The organism is Rugamonas apoptosis (assembly GCF_014042355.1).
GTDB lineage: Bacteria > Pseudomonadota > Gammaproteobacteria > Burkholderiales > Burkholderiaceae_D > Rugamonas > Rugamonas apoptosis.
This window is the reverse complement of record NZ_JACEZU010000012.1, coordinates 213,372-227,688: the sequence shown is the minus strand read 5'-3', so window position 1 is coordinate 227,688 and position 14,317 is coordinate 213,372. Positions and strand designations below refer to the sequence as shown.

The 14,317-nt window shown below is 51.4% G+C and carries 14 protein-coding genes; 10 read left to right on the top strand and 4 right to left on the bottom strand.

Translation table 11 applies throughout. The annotated features are described in order from the left end of the window. Positions 1 to 1,350: 1,350 nt before the first annotated feature. Entirely contained in the window at positions 1,351 to 1,761 is a 411-nt protein-coding gene (locus H3H39_RS22460) for a hypothetical protein (RefSeq protein ID WP_182156602.1), read from the top strand. 222 nt (positions 1,762 to 1,983) lie between these two features. Here the strand turns inward: H3H39_RS22460 and H3H39_RS22455 are convergent, their stop codons facing one another. The 3 genes from H3H39_RS22455 to H3H39_RS22445 form a co-directional block, all read right to left on the bottom strand. Beyond that, on the bottom strand, positions 1,984 to 3,549 hold the full coding sequence (locus H3H39_RS22455; protein WP_182156601.1) for a hypothetical protein: 1,566 nt from the start codon (positions 3,547 to 3,549) through the stop codon (positions 1,984 to 1,986). An 85-nt stretch (positions 3,550 to 3,634) separates the two neighbouring features. Further along, complete coding sequence (locus H3H39_RS22450) at positions 3,635 to 3,796, bottom strand: hypothetical protein (protein ID WP_182156600.1); 162 nt, start codon at positions 3,794 to 3,796, stop codon at positions 3,635 to 3,637. Between the two features lie 65 nt (positions 3,797 to 3,861). Continuing rightward, a complete protein-coding gene (locus H3H39_RS22445) occupies positions 3,862 to 4,011 on the bottom strand; it encodes a hypothetical protein (RefSeq protein WP_182156599.1) in 150 nt (49 codons plus the stop codon). A gap of 204 nt (positions 4,012 to 4,215) precedes the next feature. Between H3H39_RS22445 and H3H39_RS22440 the strand changes: the two genes are divergently transcribed. Next, the gene (locus H3H39_RS22440; RefSeq protein WP_182156598.1) at positions 4,216 to 4,506 is read left to right on the top strand and encodes an H-NS histone family protein; all 291 of its coding nucleotides are present in this window, start codon (positions 4,216 to 4,218) and stop codon (positions 4,504 to 4,506) included. A gap of 29 nt (positions 4,507 to 4,535) precedes the next feature. Here H3H39_RS22440 and H3H39_RS22435 read toward each other — a convergent pair whose 3' ends face one another. After that, entirely contained in the window at positions 4,536 to 5,165 is a 630-nt protein-coding gene (locus H3H39_RS22435; RefSeq protein WP_182156597.1) for a tyrosine-type recombinase/integrase, read from the bottom strand. Between the two features lie 165 nt (positions 5,166 to 5,330). Here H3H39_RS22435 and H3H39_RS22430 point away from each other — a divergent pair, with 165 nt between their 5' ends. The 8 genes from H3H39_RS22430 (at position 5,331) to H3H39_RS22395 (ending at position 14,316) form a co-directional block, all read left to right on the top strand. After that, positions 5,331 to 5,792 (top strand): GNAT family N-acetyltransferase, encoded by a 462-nt coding sequence (locus tag H3H39_RS22430; protein WP_182156596.1) that lies wholly within the window; start codon positions 5,331 to 5,333, stop codon positions 5,790 to 5,792. 115 nt (positions 5,793 to 5,907) lie between these two features. Next, entirely contained in the window at positions 5,908 to 6,981 is a 1,074-nt protein-coding gene (locus H3H39_RS22425) for a DUF6765 family protein (RefSeq protein WP_182156595.1), read from the top strand. 686 nt (positions 6,982 to 7,667) lie between these two features. Next, positions 7,668 to 9,095, top strand: coding sequence for an AAA family ATPase (locus H3H39_RS22420; RefSeq protein ID WP_182156594.1), 1,428 nt, complete (start codon positions 7,668 to 7,670; stop codon positions 9,093 to 9,095). Beyond that, positions 9,085 to 10,026: an HNH endonuclease family protein gene (locus H3H39_RS22415; RefSeq protein WP_182156593.1), complete on the top strand. Its 942-nt coding sequence runs from the start codon at positions 9,085 to 9,087 to the stop codon at positions 10,024 to 10,026. The genes H3H39_RS22420 and H3H39_RS22415 overlap by 11 nt, the downstream gene beginning before the upstream one ends. A gap of 422 nt (positions 10,027 to 10,448) precedes the next feature. Next, positions 10,449 to 11,093 (top strand): hypothetical protein, encoded by a 645-nt coding sequence (locus tag H3H39_RS22410; RefSeq protein WP_182156592.1) that lies wholly within the window; start codon positions 10,449 to 10,451, stop codon positions 11,091 to 11,093. A 637-nt stretch (positions 11,094 to 11,730) separates the two neighbouring features. Next, positions 11,731 to 13,236 carry a TadE/TadG family type IV pilus assembly protein gene (locus tag H3H39_RS22405; protein ID WP_182156591.1) on the top strand — a complete coding sequence of 502 codons (1,506 nt, stop codon included), beginning with the start codon at positions 11,731 to 11,733 and terminating at the stop codon, positions 13,234 to 13,236. Continuing rightward, positions 13,233 to 13,709, top strand: a complete 477-nt coding sequence (locus tag H3H39_RS22400) for a TadE/TadG family type IV pilus assembly protein (RefSeq protein WP_182156590.1) — start codon at positions 13,233 to 13,235, stop codon at positions 13,707 to 13,709. Before H3H39_RS22405 ends, H3H39_RS22400 begins: the two co-directional genes overlap by 4 nt. Beyond that, positions 13,696 to 14,316, top strand: coding sequence for a TadE family protein (locus tag H3H39_RS22395; protein ID WP_182156589.1), 621 nt, complete (start codon positions 13,696 to 13,698; stop codon positions 14,314 to 14,316). Before H3H39_RS22400 ends, H3H39_RS22395 begins: the two co-directional genes overlap by 14 nt. Position 14,317 lies beyond the last annotated feature (1 nt).

Here is a 14,317-nt window from a genome sequence, read left to right as displayed (position 1 = left end):
CCTGCGGCGCTCCTGGCTTATCGTTACAACCTCGATTGTTTGCTTGTTCCTAGTCATATGCACAGTCCTATTCCTATCCGTAAGAATAGCGCATAGGCTGTGTCCGGTGAATCAGGGGGCTATTTCAATGCCCTCCCCCACGACGTGCGAATTGCCGCCGCTAAAAGGATGTTAGCATTTCGTCACACAAGCTGATTGATATGAAACACAGGCAGACAACCAGCGCCGAACCAAGATCATAGATCGCTGACTAAGCTCAGTGCTGCGTTTAGGAAAGCCGTTCTTTTCATTGCCGGCGCACCTGGTGTCGAATACGCGCCGCCGCTATTGGTCGGAAGTCTGATTGCCCGGTTCGATACCACGACTATCGCGCCCCACTCCAGCCCCGCCCGGTACTGGCCAGTGCGCCGGCATCAAGACTACCCGGCCCGACAACATCCAGGCTGAAGCCTACCCACATGGTGGCCAAATTACCCCAGTACTGCACGACAACGATCTCAACCCGATCCAACACGGCCAGGCGATGCAATAGCGCTACCAGACAATGCAGCCCCCCCCATATAGGATGATCCCGTTTTTTGGCACCAACCCCGGCCACCGTTGATAGTAACCGTTAAGGTTGTATGCGACTGCATCTGTGCTGCACATGAGAAAAGTCTCGCCGAGATGCAATTATGGAGAATTATGGGGAATTATGGACATGGCCATAATTCCCCATAATTTCGGGCGAGCAAGGCAACAGTAACTACTACTACCAAGCTCCATCAGCAGTTACCTGGGACCTTAAATGCCCAATCAATGCATTGCGGCCGGGGTCTCGGGGCCACGCCCTGAGCAGGGTGGTAGGAACATGGAGGGAGTGCAACGACTGGAGTGTTCCGGTTGCTATACCGTCGCTGCGCGGCGGTATAGCAAACCCTACCCTGTCCAGCTCTTTTCTGCTAAATCCCACGCCGCACAACGGAAGTAACTGAAGCGATATACATCCATGCACGCGTCGTTCACTGATTGCGGCAAATCGTGCATGGTGCGCAGCGACTTCGTGGCTTATCCGCGACGCTCCAGCACCGAGGTGCGGCAAAGCGCGTCATCTTTGCGGCGCTTTGGCGATATCCGCACTACGCCCTTGCGACATGGCGCGCACGCTGGCGCACCGCCACTGTTACGAACCGCAACCGTGGTGTGCATTTGCACGCAACTAGCGCGACTGCCTCGCGACCGGTTTGTCGCAACAGTGCGCAAAGCGCGCAACTGAGGCATATCAAAACCTGATCACGAGAGGGCCACAAAATGAACTCTTACCCCCAAGCCCTCGGATGACCTGGTGGGCGGCAGGAAGGAAATCATATCGTGACCACGCTTACCATGAAGCCGATCAGCGAGATCAGGGACGCGCTTACCAAGCTCGTGCAACAGCCGCGTGAAAACAAGGTCGCGTCGAAGCTCCGCGCGGTATCCTTGCTTGCAGAGGATGTGCGAGCTCTGGCTCGCCAAGGCTATACCTACACAGAGATCGCCGACATTCTGAGCGAACATGGCCTCCCGATTTCCGCCCCCACGCTGCGGAGCTATATGTCCCGCATCAGTGCCACAAAGCCCGAGCAGCGGCAGCCTGTAGCGCGCGCCGCCCAAAGTCCGCTAGCAACCACGCTCGCGACGAAAACCACCTCTATGCCCCCGCAGCAAGCCCGCAACACGATAGAGCGGGCCAGCACGTCCAGCGCGAGATTCCAGCCGAGGCCTGATAGAGAAGAAATCTAAATTGCATTAGTTCACAGCTTATCTAACGAACTATGTCAGACGGCAGTTTCCGCCCCGTAGCCGCCGGTCGCGTTTTCCTAGGCTCGATTATTTGGCTATCGACACTTGGACCTCCGGTAGGTCACAAAAAATAATATCAATAATATGATTGAGACAGAAGACTCCCCAATGAGTCATTGGACCAGGATAACTATTATCGGCAACAGTCGCATGCCACCAAGACTACTCCTTCTCTTCTTCAGGAGTTTCTATTTTCGGCTTAAGCAGGTTTCTCACTTTCTCCCGCATTTCGTTTCTTTGATTGATGGCTTCCGTAGCTACCCGCCAAGAGGATTTCAGGAATTTCTCTGCTTGCTCATCAGCGAAACCAGCACTTTTGACCTTGCCGGCGATCTTCACCGGATCACTGCCCTTAATGTGATCTTCGTCCATTACCTTCTTGAGTTCGCCTTCAAGGTAATCCCAAAATTCCTGTGTCGCGTAGTGCCCTTCTGCCTTAGCGATGGAACCCTGGGCACCATAGAAATCAGGAATCACTACCGACTTGCGAAGATCCAGCCATTCCACAAGCTGCTTTGCCTTCCCATTGCTGGCTTCCTTCAAGATATCCAGCGCATGGATGACGGGCAAATCTTCCGAAACAGCGAGTTCACATACAGGCAGCAGATCCAGCATCAGATGGATTGCCGTTTCTTCCAAATCGCCATCGACCAAGCCACCATGCGCGACCAAGTTTCTCAGCACTGGGAACTTAAAGGAGTAGTATTCAAAGTAGAAGAAGCTTGTCATCTTGCCATCAATGTGCTGAAGCTTGTCGTTCAGCGACGAAATGTCTAGCTGACTCTCAGAGACGCCGATTTCCCTACAAATGTCTGCAAAAATCCCCTCGATCTGCAAGGGGGCCATGCTGACCAACGATATGTAGTCTTTCGCTTCGTAGTGCCGAAGCATCGTTTCGATGACATTCCTTCGGGTGAAGAGGATGTGCGACTTCTCCACGAGATCAAGAAGCTTTACCCGAAGACTGGAAAGCTTATCAGGAATTCCGTTTATATAGATAGTCGAGCATTCTTTGAATTTCTCAGGAGAACTCTTGCACTCCCTCACCATCTCACGGTAACTGCCCGTTGGCAGATCCATGAACTTATTGGAATAGGAGTCCAGCGAGCGAACATCGTATGGGTCGGAAATCGCCCAAAGGAACTTCCGTCCAAAGGCATAGGGACTATCACCCAGCAACGACCTTCCTAAAATCATAATGCTGGATTGAACAGATGCCTTTGATATGGCATAGCTCTTGATCTTGTGCGTCATGAAATCAACGATCTCATCTTTCGCAACAAGATTCTTCTTCTCAAAATATTCCAGTTGATTCCTGTAGTACCGCTCATCAGCAGTCAGTCGCCCATCAGTTTTCTTCTTCTCTTCCAGGTTGGCTAGCTCTTTCTTGATATAAGAAAGATTTCCCGCCAGCTCTACAAGGTGCTCGTTCACACGGAAGCAGATGTCGGTGAACTTGGTCTTCGGCTCTGCCTCAAGATGCAGATATTCCTTCTCGACAAAGCTCCAGAATTCTGTTGAATCTTCGGGGATTTTTTCCCTTGGAGAACACGCCTTGTATGTGGTTTCCAGTTCCGCATCGGCGGCACTGGCAGGGAGGTCCAGAAGCTCACGAAGAAAGATCTTCGCAAGCTTCCTCTTCCCCTGCGCGAACACATCGTTCTCTCTCTTGACCTTGGCACTCAGACTGAGAATTTCGCCAACAGTGGTGGAATTGTTGTAAGCCATTTTTTTATCAACCCATTTTTCTATTTTGCTTCCCTATACGGCAGCAGTAACCCTTGTCACTGACGCCACCGACGCACCAGGTGCTCTAGGAATGGAGAAATTTCTCCATCATGAACCCGGTAAACTCAGCCGCCTTCTCCTTGGGAATGAAGATCCGATCCTTGGATCTGCCTTCAACAAGATCGGAAAGATATGCGAAGCCAAACGGGATGGCTTCAGCTTCAGGATTCAGCAGATACTGGCGCATATTGGTTCAAGGTCTGGACTTCCTCACGAAATGAATGGGGGCAAATGGCCGCAAGCGGGAGCGTTTCAATTCACCGAACTGTTACGAATTCGCTTGAACGACACCAGTTCAAACGCCACGCCAGCAAGAAAGAGGATGCCGGAGCCATATTCGAGTCCCAGGTAGTAAGTAACCAGTGCCGCAGCAACAAATCCAGCTGTAATCAGATGACGCATGTTATCTCCTAATTTTTCATTGGGTCATTCCAATGGCGCGGCCGCTTTTGGCCGATTACAGCCTTCGGTGACAGGATATCATCTTGGTGAAAGGAAAAATGCGCGCTTTCTCACGTATATTGGTCGTGCGGGTGGCGGTATCGGTTGAGTTTTCAATTTCCCCGTGTAGAATCGGCACATCTCAGTTCATTGAAAGGACCATCTATGTCGACTTCATACCAGGAAATTCAAAAGCAAATTGCGGAACTGCAGGCGAAGGCAGAAGAAGCTCGGCGCTCTGAAGTGGCTGCAGCGCGTGCTCAAATTCAGGCAATTATGAGCGAGTACGGATTAACGCTGGCCGATATCGCCGGCGGCGCTAAACAGCCCAAGGCTGCACGCAAACCAGTAGAAATCAAGTACAAAAATGAAGCAACTGGGGATACCTGGACCGGCCGTGGGCGCGCACCGAAGTGGCTCGAAGGTAAAGACAAGAATCAATACCTGGTTCGATAATTACTCCGCTGCGCGTTGGTCAGATTTATCTACGCATCAGTTTGCTCGGCCAGTTCTAGCGCATCGTCAACTTCGATTCCCAAGTAGCGGACGGTGCTCTCCAATTTGGTATGGCCAAGCAACAGCTGGACCGCCCTCAGATTCTTTGTCCGGCAGTAGATCAAAGTTGGCTTTGTTCGGCGTAGGGTATGCGTGCTGTACGCGGTAGGATCCACTCCTATCTCATCGAACCACTGATGAACAATACGGGCGTACTGCCTGGTTGAGATATGTGGTGAGTTCCCGACTCGGCTCGGGAACAAGAAGTCGCGATGCCTGAGTGCTGCAACCGCGATCCATTCATCCAGGCTTTTGCGCGTGCCGGTCGTCAATTCAAACTGCACCGGCTGCTTTGTTTTTTGCTGCATCACAGTGGACCGGCTGGCGACGTGACCGCCGTGGCAAACATCTTGTACCCTCAGCTGAACAAGATCGCAGCCCCGCAGCTTGCTGTCAATGGCCAAGTTGAATAACGCAAGGTCCCGCCGACGCCCATAGATTTCCAGGCGTACTCTAATCGCCCAGATCTCGCTGATCCTCAGCGGCGCTTTCTGCCCAATCAGTTTGCCCTTGTTCCAAGGGATGCCATGTTCGCGGGCTATACCAGTACGGGTATTCATGATCGTCCTCCTCCGTTGGTTGGGCCTCAACTATGCGCTTTGGGGACGGGGCCGCCTGACGTGGGAATGTGTGAGGTTTTCATTTCGGCAAGCTGGTATCCTATGACCTTAAGCCGTAGCCGATCAGGATCGGCCCTTGGATTCGAAATACCAGATAAGGAAACCATGAGTGAGCAGCTTGTAATTCGAGCAATAGAAAAGAAGGATTTAGCAGGATGGACTCCGCTTTGGGACGGCTACAACGCCTTCTACGGACGTTCGGGAGAAACTGCTCTAGCGCAAGAAATTACCCAAATGACCTGGTCTCGCTTCTTCGATACCTATGAGCCAGTGCATGCAATGGTCGCGGAATGTTCCGGAAAACTGCTTGGACTAGTCCACTTTCTTTATCACAGAAGTACCACTCAGATTACCCCGACATGCTATTTACAGGATTTATTCACTGCCGATGAGGCAAGGGGCCTCGGTGTAGGCAGAGCACTTATCAATGCTGTATACGAACAGGCCAGAGCAGCTGGAGTTTCTCGCGTTTACTGGCAGACTCGCGAGACCAATGCCACCGCTATGCGGCTGTATGACAAGGTTGCTGAAAAGCCTGGATTTGTCATTTATCACAAATTGCTGTGATATGGTCAATTAGGCTGAATTCGGCCAATTTCGGACCGTCCGTATATAAATAACGTAATAGGTAGCGTTTAACTCGAATCACTCATAAAAGATCTTTCAATTTCTAGGGATTATTATGAACATCGATTTCCATTATGGTGTGGTATACGTCATTGGCCGACTAGGTGGCCTAAGCAAAGAAGATGCTCGAGTCGTGGCCCATGCATGTCAGTATGTCGATGACGCTACGACTCCAGGATTGCTTCGATTTAGTGGTGGGGAAACGTTCGAACGCTTTGCTAGCGCACACAAGATGTTCGATTACAAAAATGCCGACAATGACCAGAATCGTATTGTTTGGGCGCCGTTTCACTTTTTACCTGGGGCTGAGGGCGACACACTTGAAAAGAAGGCCCTGTGTCGGCCGAATAGTATTGTCGCCAAAGAGATGGTCAAGCACGCTTTGGCACAAAAAAAAGCAACGAATTCTCTACATCGACTGGGCGTAACATTGCATGTCTACGTCGACACGTGGGCGCACCAAGGATTTAGCGGAACCGAGAGTAAGTACAACAAACTGACTTCCCTTGTCGGCGACCAGCATGATCACCAGACATGGTTAGAGAAGCTGAGGTCTGGGTTGCAGACACTGGAGGAAAATGCGGAGGCAGTCACACTGGATCTTATATCTGGACTTGGGCATGGTGCTGCGTTGCATTTCCCAGACATGCCGTGGGCAAAATGGAAATATACCAACGCCCACAAGGAAACGATTGAGCGAGAAAATCTTCCAGACTTCATTAACGCTGCAGACATGGCTTGCAAAGTCGTGCAAGCATTTTGTGCAGGTGTTTGGGACTTCGAAGGCCAGCCTGGTCTCCCCGCGCAGGCTAAAGCAGACTTAATTAAATTACTCGAATCAAATCAGGACCATGACGAGAAAAAACGCTTCGAGGTTGTGTGCAGTAGCGTTGCAGCCGGCGCAATCTCAGGACTTCATGAGCCGATTCCCCCTTACATTCCTAAGGGCGAGGGTTCTTGGAAGGCACTGGGAACCGGTATCACGTCTGAAGATGACGGTGACGAAAGGCCGGCTTGGACACCAGCCTTCGAGGAGTCAGACTATCGTAAATTCCATGACGCAGTGAAAGAGCACCGTTTCGTAGTGATACAGGAGATTTTACCGGCCAATGGTATCCGTCTTGCTTGATTTAACACGCCCGCAACCGGCCAACAGCAGTCCTTGGAATAGCTGAGATTGGTAACAATTATTGACGATATATATGATATATAGACCCGACTCGCAACATCGAAAAAATATCCAAGGCGTTCTAATGCCGTTGACCGCTGCCGTTTACCTAGTTTTCGGAAGTCGGGCTCAAGATAATGGAAGACCCATTGGTGCGTTCTATCCTAAAAATGTGAGCGCTGATACATGGGAACATTTGGGTGGAATTTGGTATCGAGCCAGAGATGAGCAGAAGGTGTTAAGCCGAAGGGTTAATATTGAGATTGTCCAGGCATTCGCGCATAGTATATGCACTGGAGAGGACGTCATACTTCTAAGTGGTAAAGTCATCACCTGGGAGCCGATTCCCACCGTCGATGCTTCAAAGTTGCCGCCACCTCTTTTCAACAATTAAGCCGGATTTCCATTGTTGTGGGCCGCGTTCGGCCACAAGCTGCCACTTCGTAAGTTTAACAAAACTCGTCATGTATTTAATTAGACATGTAATCTAAATACAAAAAATGGCAAAAGCTGCATCATCTTGAATTTAACCACCGGGCCCTCTTACTATAATGATTCGATCATTTGCCATCGACAATCGCGTATACTCTCTTATCCCGTCTTCAGTTCAAAAAGACCCCAATCTAAATATTTTTTCTGCTAATTCGATGACGCTGTTAGTTGGACCAAATGGAAGTGGTAAAACTCAAACACTCCTCTCATTAGGGAAGGCGATTGCGCGATACGAGACGCCAGAAGTCGAAATTGATTGGAGTGCCAATGGCGAGTCTCGTAAAACATTCGCTCTCTATTTTACTGCAATTCCGTACATAATTGATCTGCCTGGTGATACAAAACATTTTTCCGCTGTGCATCCGAAAAGTACTCGAGGTCATGTCCTCCCAGAGGTTAAAACTGCGACTGATTTAGCGAAGGAATTTAATCTGTCGCCAAGTCCAACGCTTACTCTCACCTCCTTCGAAAAGGTATTCAGCTTCGTCAAAGACTTAATCTTTCGTCCATATATATATAGGAGAGAGAAGTACAAGCTTGGTGCTGATTGGATCGCGTCACTAGTGGAACTCGAAAATAAAATCACTACCCGTCGAACAGAGTTGTCAAAAATGCGAAGAGATAATAATATTACCTTCGAAGATATGTTCAATTCCGAGGAATATAGATCTATCCTTAACGAAGAAATATTGCTACGGAACCAGTTGCTGGCATCGATGGAAGAACTCTTGGGAGAGGAGGCTTTGTTAAGAATGCGCGCTGTACACAGAGTCACCCAGGAGCAGCGGTTGACCAAAGATGTGAGAATTGATCTCCTCACTCGGCTTGGCTTACCTGTTATCTTGGCTGATGGGAATAAAGCCCAGCCCAAAGCAGAAGAACGATTTAACCATGCTCTCCAGCAACTACGGGAAATTCACAAAGTCTTAGGGCGACCGGACTTCAAAGGAAAACATTACAGATTAAACGTCACGCAATGGGAGAAATTATCAAAACTAAATCTTAATGGCATTGCACAGCTATCACTCGCAGGAGCAAGCTCGGGTGCCGCGGCACTTCTAGACCAGTTTGCTCGATTAAAGCGCAAAATCGATGACATCTCTCTTGATAAATCGATACGCAATCTCGTTTTATTAATTGATGAGGGCGACGTGTTTCTTCATCTAGAATGGCAACAGCAATATGTGAATTTTCTGGATTTGACTATCGAAAAATTCTGGAAACAGCGCTTCGATTGTATACAAATCGTGATGGCGACCCATTCTCCTGTTCTAATGTCGGACTTCCCTAAGGATTGCATCCATAAGTTGTCTCCGACCACAGACCAGCCGAACAACAAGACAGCGCCCAATGAAATGATGTCGTTTGGCGCGCCTTTAGATAGGATCGTGCGAAGTGTTGGAGGGGCAGGCACATTGGGGGCGTTCGCCACGCGTACTATTCGAAAGTTGTTAGCGGACATTGAAAAGGGAGTTCCTATCAATCAATACCACCTAGATATGATTGACGATCCAGTTATCAAGCAACACATACAGCGAATTCTCGAAACTATAGATCTTACTGCTCAAGCCAATGCTAATTAATATACAAGACATCTGGCATGCCGACGTCCTGCGTACTCATGATGAGTATGTTTCTGATATCATTGATAAGGCTATTGTTGCGCCGGGTTCCTATCTTGATGTGTTAATTAAAAAACATAGAAATCATTTCGCAATCGCTGAGCCAAAACAGCTTCGATTAATTATCAAAAGTGTCAAAGACATGACGAGTTCGGCGTGTCATGCGACGTACCAAGAGTTTTTGGAAGACTGCAAGAAAATCTTCAATTATGGGAAATTTTCTGATAAGGATAAAAAAGGATGGAATGCATTCCAGCTTTGTGCATCATCCATGTATCAAATGTGCCCCTATTGTCAACAAGCTGGTGCATTAACCGTCTATCGCGAATCAGACACTCAAGCCTTTCGGCCGACCTTAGATCATTTTTACCCAAAAGCACAATATCCATTTTTGGGGTTGTCGCTCTACAATCTAATTCCAAGCTGCCATAGCTGTAATAGCTCCCTTAAGACTACGGCAGATTTTTATGAAGAAGAACACCTGCATCCATTCGAAGATGGTGAGCTCATTCGCTATGAATGGGATGTAGAGCAATATTTGCGCAATCGTGAAGCTATTGGTCCTATTGGTGGCTCACTAGACCTGAACGGGGTAAGCATTCAATCTATCCCAGCTGGGCATATCAAGTCTGCTAGTATAAAAAATTCTATTTCGACTTTTCTAATTGAGGAAAGGCTGACTTTGAACTTGATGTCACTACGCCGATTTCAAGACATTTTGCTTTATTACAGTCCAGAACGTTTGGCAGAAGCGAATGCCAAGATACTTTCCCCATCGGGATGGACGTTGACTGAGGATCAGGCATTACAGTTTTCATACAAAGACTACAAAAATGAATGGCTTGGACGGTTAAAAGCCGATCTCTACGATGCGGCATGGGTTCGCATTTAATAAAATCTCTCTAATCACTTGACTTTTCGCAGCCGACACTTTCCTGTAGTTGGAAATCTAAACATAACATAGCGAGACGCTTATCTTAGTGATAGATATTTAAAAATAGGAATTCAAATTTTATTAAATCTCATTTATATAATTTTTTTGCAAAAATAAATATGGCTTGATAGAAGAGGTATTATAAATATGGTTAGCTTATAGTGGCGGTCTATGGTGATACTGGCAAAGTGAAGGTCTATTCTTATGTCTGAAATATTGGAAGATGATTTTTTGTGATGTAATTTCATTTCAAGGCCGGAATTGCGAATTCCGCTTTGGGGCGATAACAGCCAGAGCTGATGGTTGGCATTTTAAAAGTGTAGCGCGACCTTTTTCGTTTAGTGTGGGCAAGCAGTACGAAGGTGCTTTGAAAGGATGTTATGAATAAAATAAAGAGCTTTAAGGATTTTTTTAACGATGGAATTTTATGTTTTGTATATATACTTTTTTTGACTGCGGGCTTTTCTCCTGTCGCATCGGCGGAAGTTGATTATTTTCGAAATTGCCCAATTAAAAAAGGTGATTCGATTTTAACAGTTAAGGAACACTACAAAATTAATTATGAGCCTCAGATGTATGAAAAGGCGACTCCTGGGGGTACGTATTATAATTATCACCTCACTGAGTATGGTATTTACATATTTCTTGACGCCTCGAAAAATGTATTATCACTTCGATTTGATGCTCCTTTTTCTGGAAAAATCGATGGGGTTTCAGTAGGTGATACAAAGGAAAATGTGGTTAAACTTAAAGGAGAGCCCCTTAAGCAATTTGAGGGACTGCCTGATACGGAGGTGATTGAGGGTAGAAAAAAGCGGGCACTTTTGATCATTGAGAATTTGCCGGATCCTGCTTCGAAAGATCAAGTGCGCAAGGCGTTTTCAGAAATTGAGGCCATTAGGGCGCTGCCGCTTCCGTTTGAAACGGCGTGGATGTTTAAAGGAAATGAGAGGGGATTTCTTCGTTACGATTTTGGCTCAATAAGTAGCAAGGTTGAATCAATTCTATCTGACCGGGGGAATTGAGAACCTGCTACGCTGTAAAGCTGCGTTATTGGTGCATGTCGTTGGATAAGTATCGCGTCGGTTGCAACTGTACCCAATAAAATGGGCCGATGGCTACGTCGGCCCTGAGTCTCTCATGTCTGCCGTGGGGCGAAGGCTGACCTGCCAGAGGTGTAGTCTATTTAGTAATTGTCAGATGGTAAAGGGCGATGATAGTGCTTGAGCGCTGTTAAGATTTACGCAGCGGGAAAGAGACTTCTTTACTGTTGCCCGGGAGGCTCATCGAGGAAGCTGATATCGTCTGAAATGTTGCCTATTTGGTACGCTTCCAATTGCGATTCACAATTGTGAATCGAACCGTGGAACACATTTACAATGTGATGGACCTGTGATGGACTTTTTGACGTTTTTGGCGTTGTTCTCATAGGGAGTGTGATTCCGGCCCGAGCACCAGGAACAAGTACTACGCTGTATCGAAACCCGCTTAGCCGACCGCTACGCGGGTTTTTTGTTTTCCGGCCAGGCGTTGCCCCCTCCCCGCTTCCCGTTCCGTTTGTTCCCCCTCAATTGCCACAATTTCCGCACGGATAGAATCGACCGGCGGGCGCGCATTTTCTACCTGGAATCGCCCGCCTCACGAGGACAGCAAGGGCAAGCCATGGCACACGTCGCGACATGGAGCAATGACAGCCGGCACAGCGCCCGCGGCGGCCCGCCACGGCCGTGCCCGGACGGCCGGCGGGCGCCCCAGCGCGGCGCCGTCCTGATCATGTTCGCGCTGCTGACCATGGTGGTGCTGGGGTTCATGGGCATGGCGCTGGATCTGGCCCAGATCTATAACCGGCGCGAGGAACTGCAGACCCTGGCCGAGAGCGTTGCCCTGGCCGCCGCCCGTTCGCTCAACGGCACCCAGGCCGGTGTCAGCGCCGCGCTGGCGCAAGCGGCGACGGAAGCGGCCAGCATGCGGTATCGATACAATAACGCGGCCGTGGACTGGTCGGAGACGGCGATCAAATTCGCGGCCTCAGCCACGGCCCCGGACGGCGCATGGCTCGACGCCGCGTCCGCCCAGGCGGCGCCGGACGGCTTGTTGTTCGTCAAAGTGGACACGTCAGCATTCGCCTCCACCATGGGCACCGTCAACGCCGTGTTCTTGCAATTTCTGACCGGCAGTATGACGGCCACCACCTACGGACGGGCAATCGCTGGACGCTCGACCATCCGCGTGGCGCCGCTGGCCATTTGCGCGCTGTCGGCCGCGCCGGCCGCCGCGCGCAACAACGGTGGCGGCAACGTGGAACTGGTCGAATTCGGTTTTCGCCGTGGCGTCGCCTACGATCTGATGCAGCTCAATCCGAATGGCGTGACGCCGGTCAATTTCGTGGTCGACCCCATCGATGCGCTCGGCACGCTGGGGTCGGCGGCCAATGTGGCCCCGTCCGTGGTCGGCCCTTTCGTCTGCACCGGCGCCATGCCGATGACGCGGGTGACCGGCGCGCAACTCACCGTGCAAAGTCCCTTTCCGCTGGCCTCGCTGTTCCAGCAGCTCAACTCCCGTTTCGACCAGTACCCGGGCGGCCTGTGCAGCCCTAATTCAGCGCCGCCCGATGCCAATATCAAGTCCTACCAGTTCGCGGCCATCCCATGGATGAGCACCGCCCGCATAGGCCAGAGCGCCGCCTCGGCGACGACCGCCGGCACCAAGCTGTGGACCGTCGCCGACCCCGTGCCCGCCACCGGCACCGCCACCAATTACGGACCGTTATGGGCTTATGCCAAGGCGGTGCCGTTTGCCGCCTATACGGCGGGCGTGCCGGAACCGACGGCCGGCTATACCACCTTCGCCAGCGCTACCTGGGCGACACTTTATCCCGGCAATCCGGTCGCCATCAGCTATCCCACGCAACCGCCCTTTATGGCGGCCAACGGCGTGAATTTCCTGGCCCCGTCAACGGCCAACAGGCCGGGTTCGCGCGGGCGCCGGGTATTGAACCTCCCCTTGTTATCCTGTCCGGTCGCCACCGGCACCCCCACCTTGGCCACCGTGCTCGGTATCGGGAAATTTTTCATGACGGTACCGGCCACGGCGACCAGTATCAGCGCCGAGTTCGCCGGCGTGGTGCCGGAACAATCACTGGCGGGCCAAATGGAGCTCAGCAAATGAACACACGATACCAGTACCAGGCGGCGGCGCGCCAGCGGGGCATCGCCGCGATCGAGTTCGCCCTTATCCTGCCTTACATGGTGGGGCTGCTGGCGTTTCTGCTGCTGTATGGACGCGCGTTCTTCCATTATGGCGCGGCCCAGCAAGCGGCGCGCGACGCGGCGCGCTATATGGCGTCCGTGCCACCGATCGCGCTGAGCAGCACCCCCAGAGCCAACAGCGAGGTGGCGGTCGCCAAAGCGATCGCGGCTATGGAACTGGCCGATCTCAATCCTGGACCGTCTGCCCCAACCGTCGCCATCCGCTGCAATAATAACCTCGATTGCGACGGTGGCGGTCCGCCCGCCAACGTCGTGGCGCTGGTACACATGTATTTATTTGACGACATTTTCCAGGAACTCACCCTGCAAGTCACCGGATATGATGGCTTGTCGCTGACCGCCGGCGTGACGATGCGCTATGTGGGCATTTGAATCATCACCGGCGCGCCGGCGCCAGCCCGGCACAGCACGCCAGACGGGCGTGGCGGCGGTCGAATTCGCGCTGGTGGCGATCCTGTTCTTCATGCTGCTGTTTTTCACCATCGACCTGTCGCGCGCCATCTACATGTGGAACACCCTGCGCGAAGTGAGCCGGCGCGCCGCGACCGCGGCCGCCAACACCGACGTGGCCGATCAGGCGGCGAAGGACTTGCTGCGGCAAAACGCGGTGTTCCGCACGACGCCCGGCCCACTGGCCTGGGGTGCCCCCGTGACCGACCAGCACATCCGGATCGACTATTTTTCGCTGGCGCGCGACGCCAACGGCGCCCAGACCCTGCAGGCGATCCCGACCGCCAACCTGCCGGCGTGCCCCGCGCGCAACCGCCTCAATTGCGAAACGGACCAGAACGCTGGCAACTGCGTGCGGTTTGTGCGGGTGCGCCTGTGCGCCACCGGCACGGACGAGAGCAGCTGCGATCCCATCCCCTATCGGTCGCTGACCTCGCTGTACAGCTTCAGCGTCAATCTGCCCACCGCCACCATGGTGGTGAAAGCGGAAACCTTGGGCTATCAGCCGGGGATGGCGTTGTGCCCCTGAG

Bases quoted from the DNA above. Each gene is read 5' to 3' on its own strand.
- H3H39_RS22455 (WP_182156601.1), bottom strand. From the start codon at position 3,549: ATGGCTTACAACAATTCCACCACTGTTGGCGAAATTCTCAGTCTGAGT.
- H3H39_RS22450 (WP_182156600.1), bottom strand. From the start codon at position 3,796: ATGCGCCAGTATCTGCTGAATCCTGAAGCTGAAGCCATCCCGTTTGGC.
- H3H39_RS22445 (WP_182156599.1), bottom strand. From the start codon at position 4,011: ATGCGTCATCTGATTACAGCTGGATTTGTTGCTGCGGCACTGGTTACT.
- H3H39_RS22440 (WP_182156598.1), top strand. From the start codon at position 4,216: ATGTCGACTTCATACCAGGAAATTCAAAAGCAAATTGCGGAACTGCAG.
- H3H39_RS22435 (WP_182156597.1), bottom strand. From the start codon at position 5,165: ATGAATACCCGTACTGGTATAGCCCGCGAACATGGCATCCCTTGGAAC.
- H3H39_RS22430 (WP_182156596.1), top strand. From the start codon at position 5,331: ATGAGTGAGCAGCTTGTAATTCGAGCAATAGAAAAGAAGGATTTAGCA.
- H3H39_RS22425 (WP_182156595.1), top strand. From the start codon at position 5,908: ATGAACATCGATTTCCATTATGGTGTGGTATACGTCATTGGCCGACTA.
- H3H39_RS22420 (WP_182156594.1), top strand. From the start codon at position 7,668: ATGACGCTGTTAGTTGGACCAAATGGAAGTGGTAAAACTCAAACACTC.
- H3H39_RS22415 (WP_182156593.1), top strand. From the start codon at position 9,085: ATGCTAATTAATATACAAGACATCTGGCATGCCGACGTCCTGCGTACT.
- H3H39_RS22410 (WP_182156592.1), top strand. From the start codon at position 10,449: ATGAATAAAATAAAGAGCTTTAAGGATTTTTTTAACGATGGAATTTTA.
- H3H39_RS22405 (WP_182156591.1), top strand. From the start codon at position 11,731: ATGGCACACGTCGCGACATGGAGCAATGACAGCCGGCACAGCGCCCGC.
- H3H39_RS22400 (WP_182156590.1), top strand. From the start codon at position 13,233: ATGAACACACGATACCAGTACCAGGCGGCGGCGCGCCAGCGGGGCATC.
- H3H39_RS22395 (WP_182156589.1), top strand. From the start codon at position 13,696: ATGTGGGCATTTGAATCATCACCGGCGCGCCGGCGCCAGCCCGGCACA.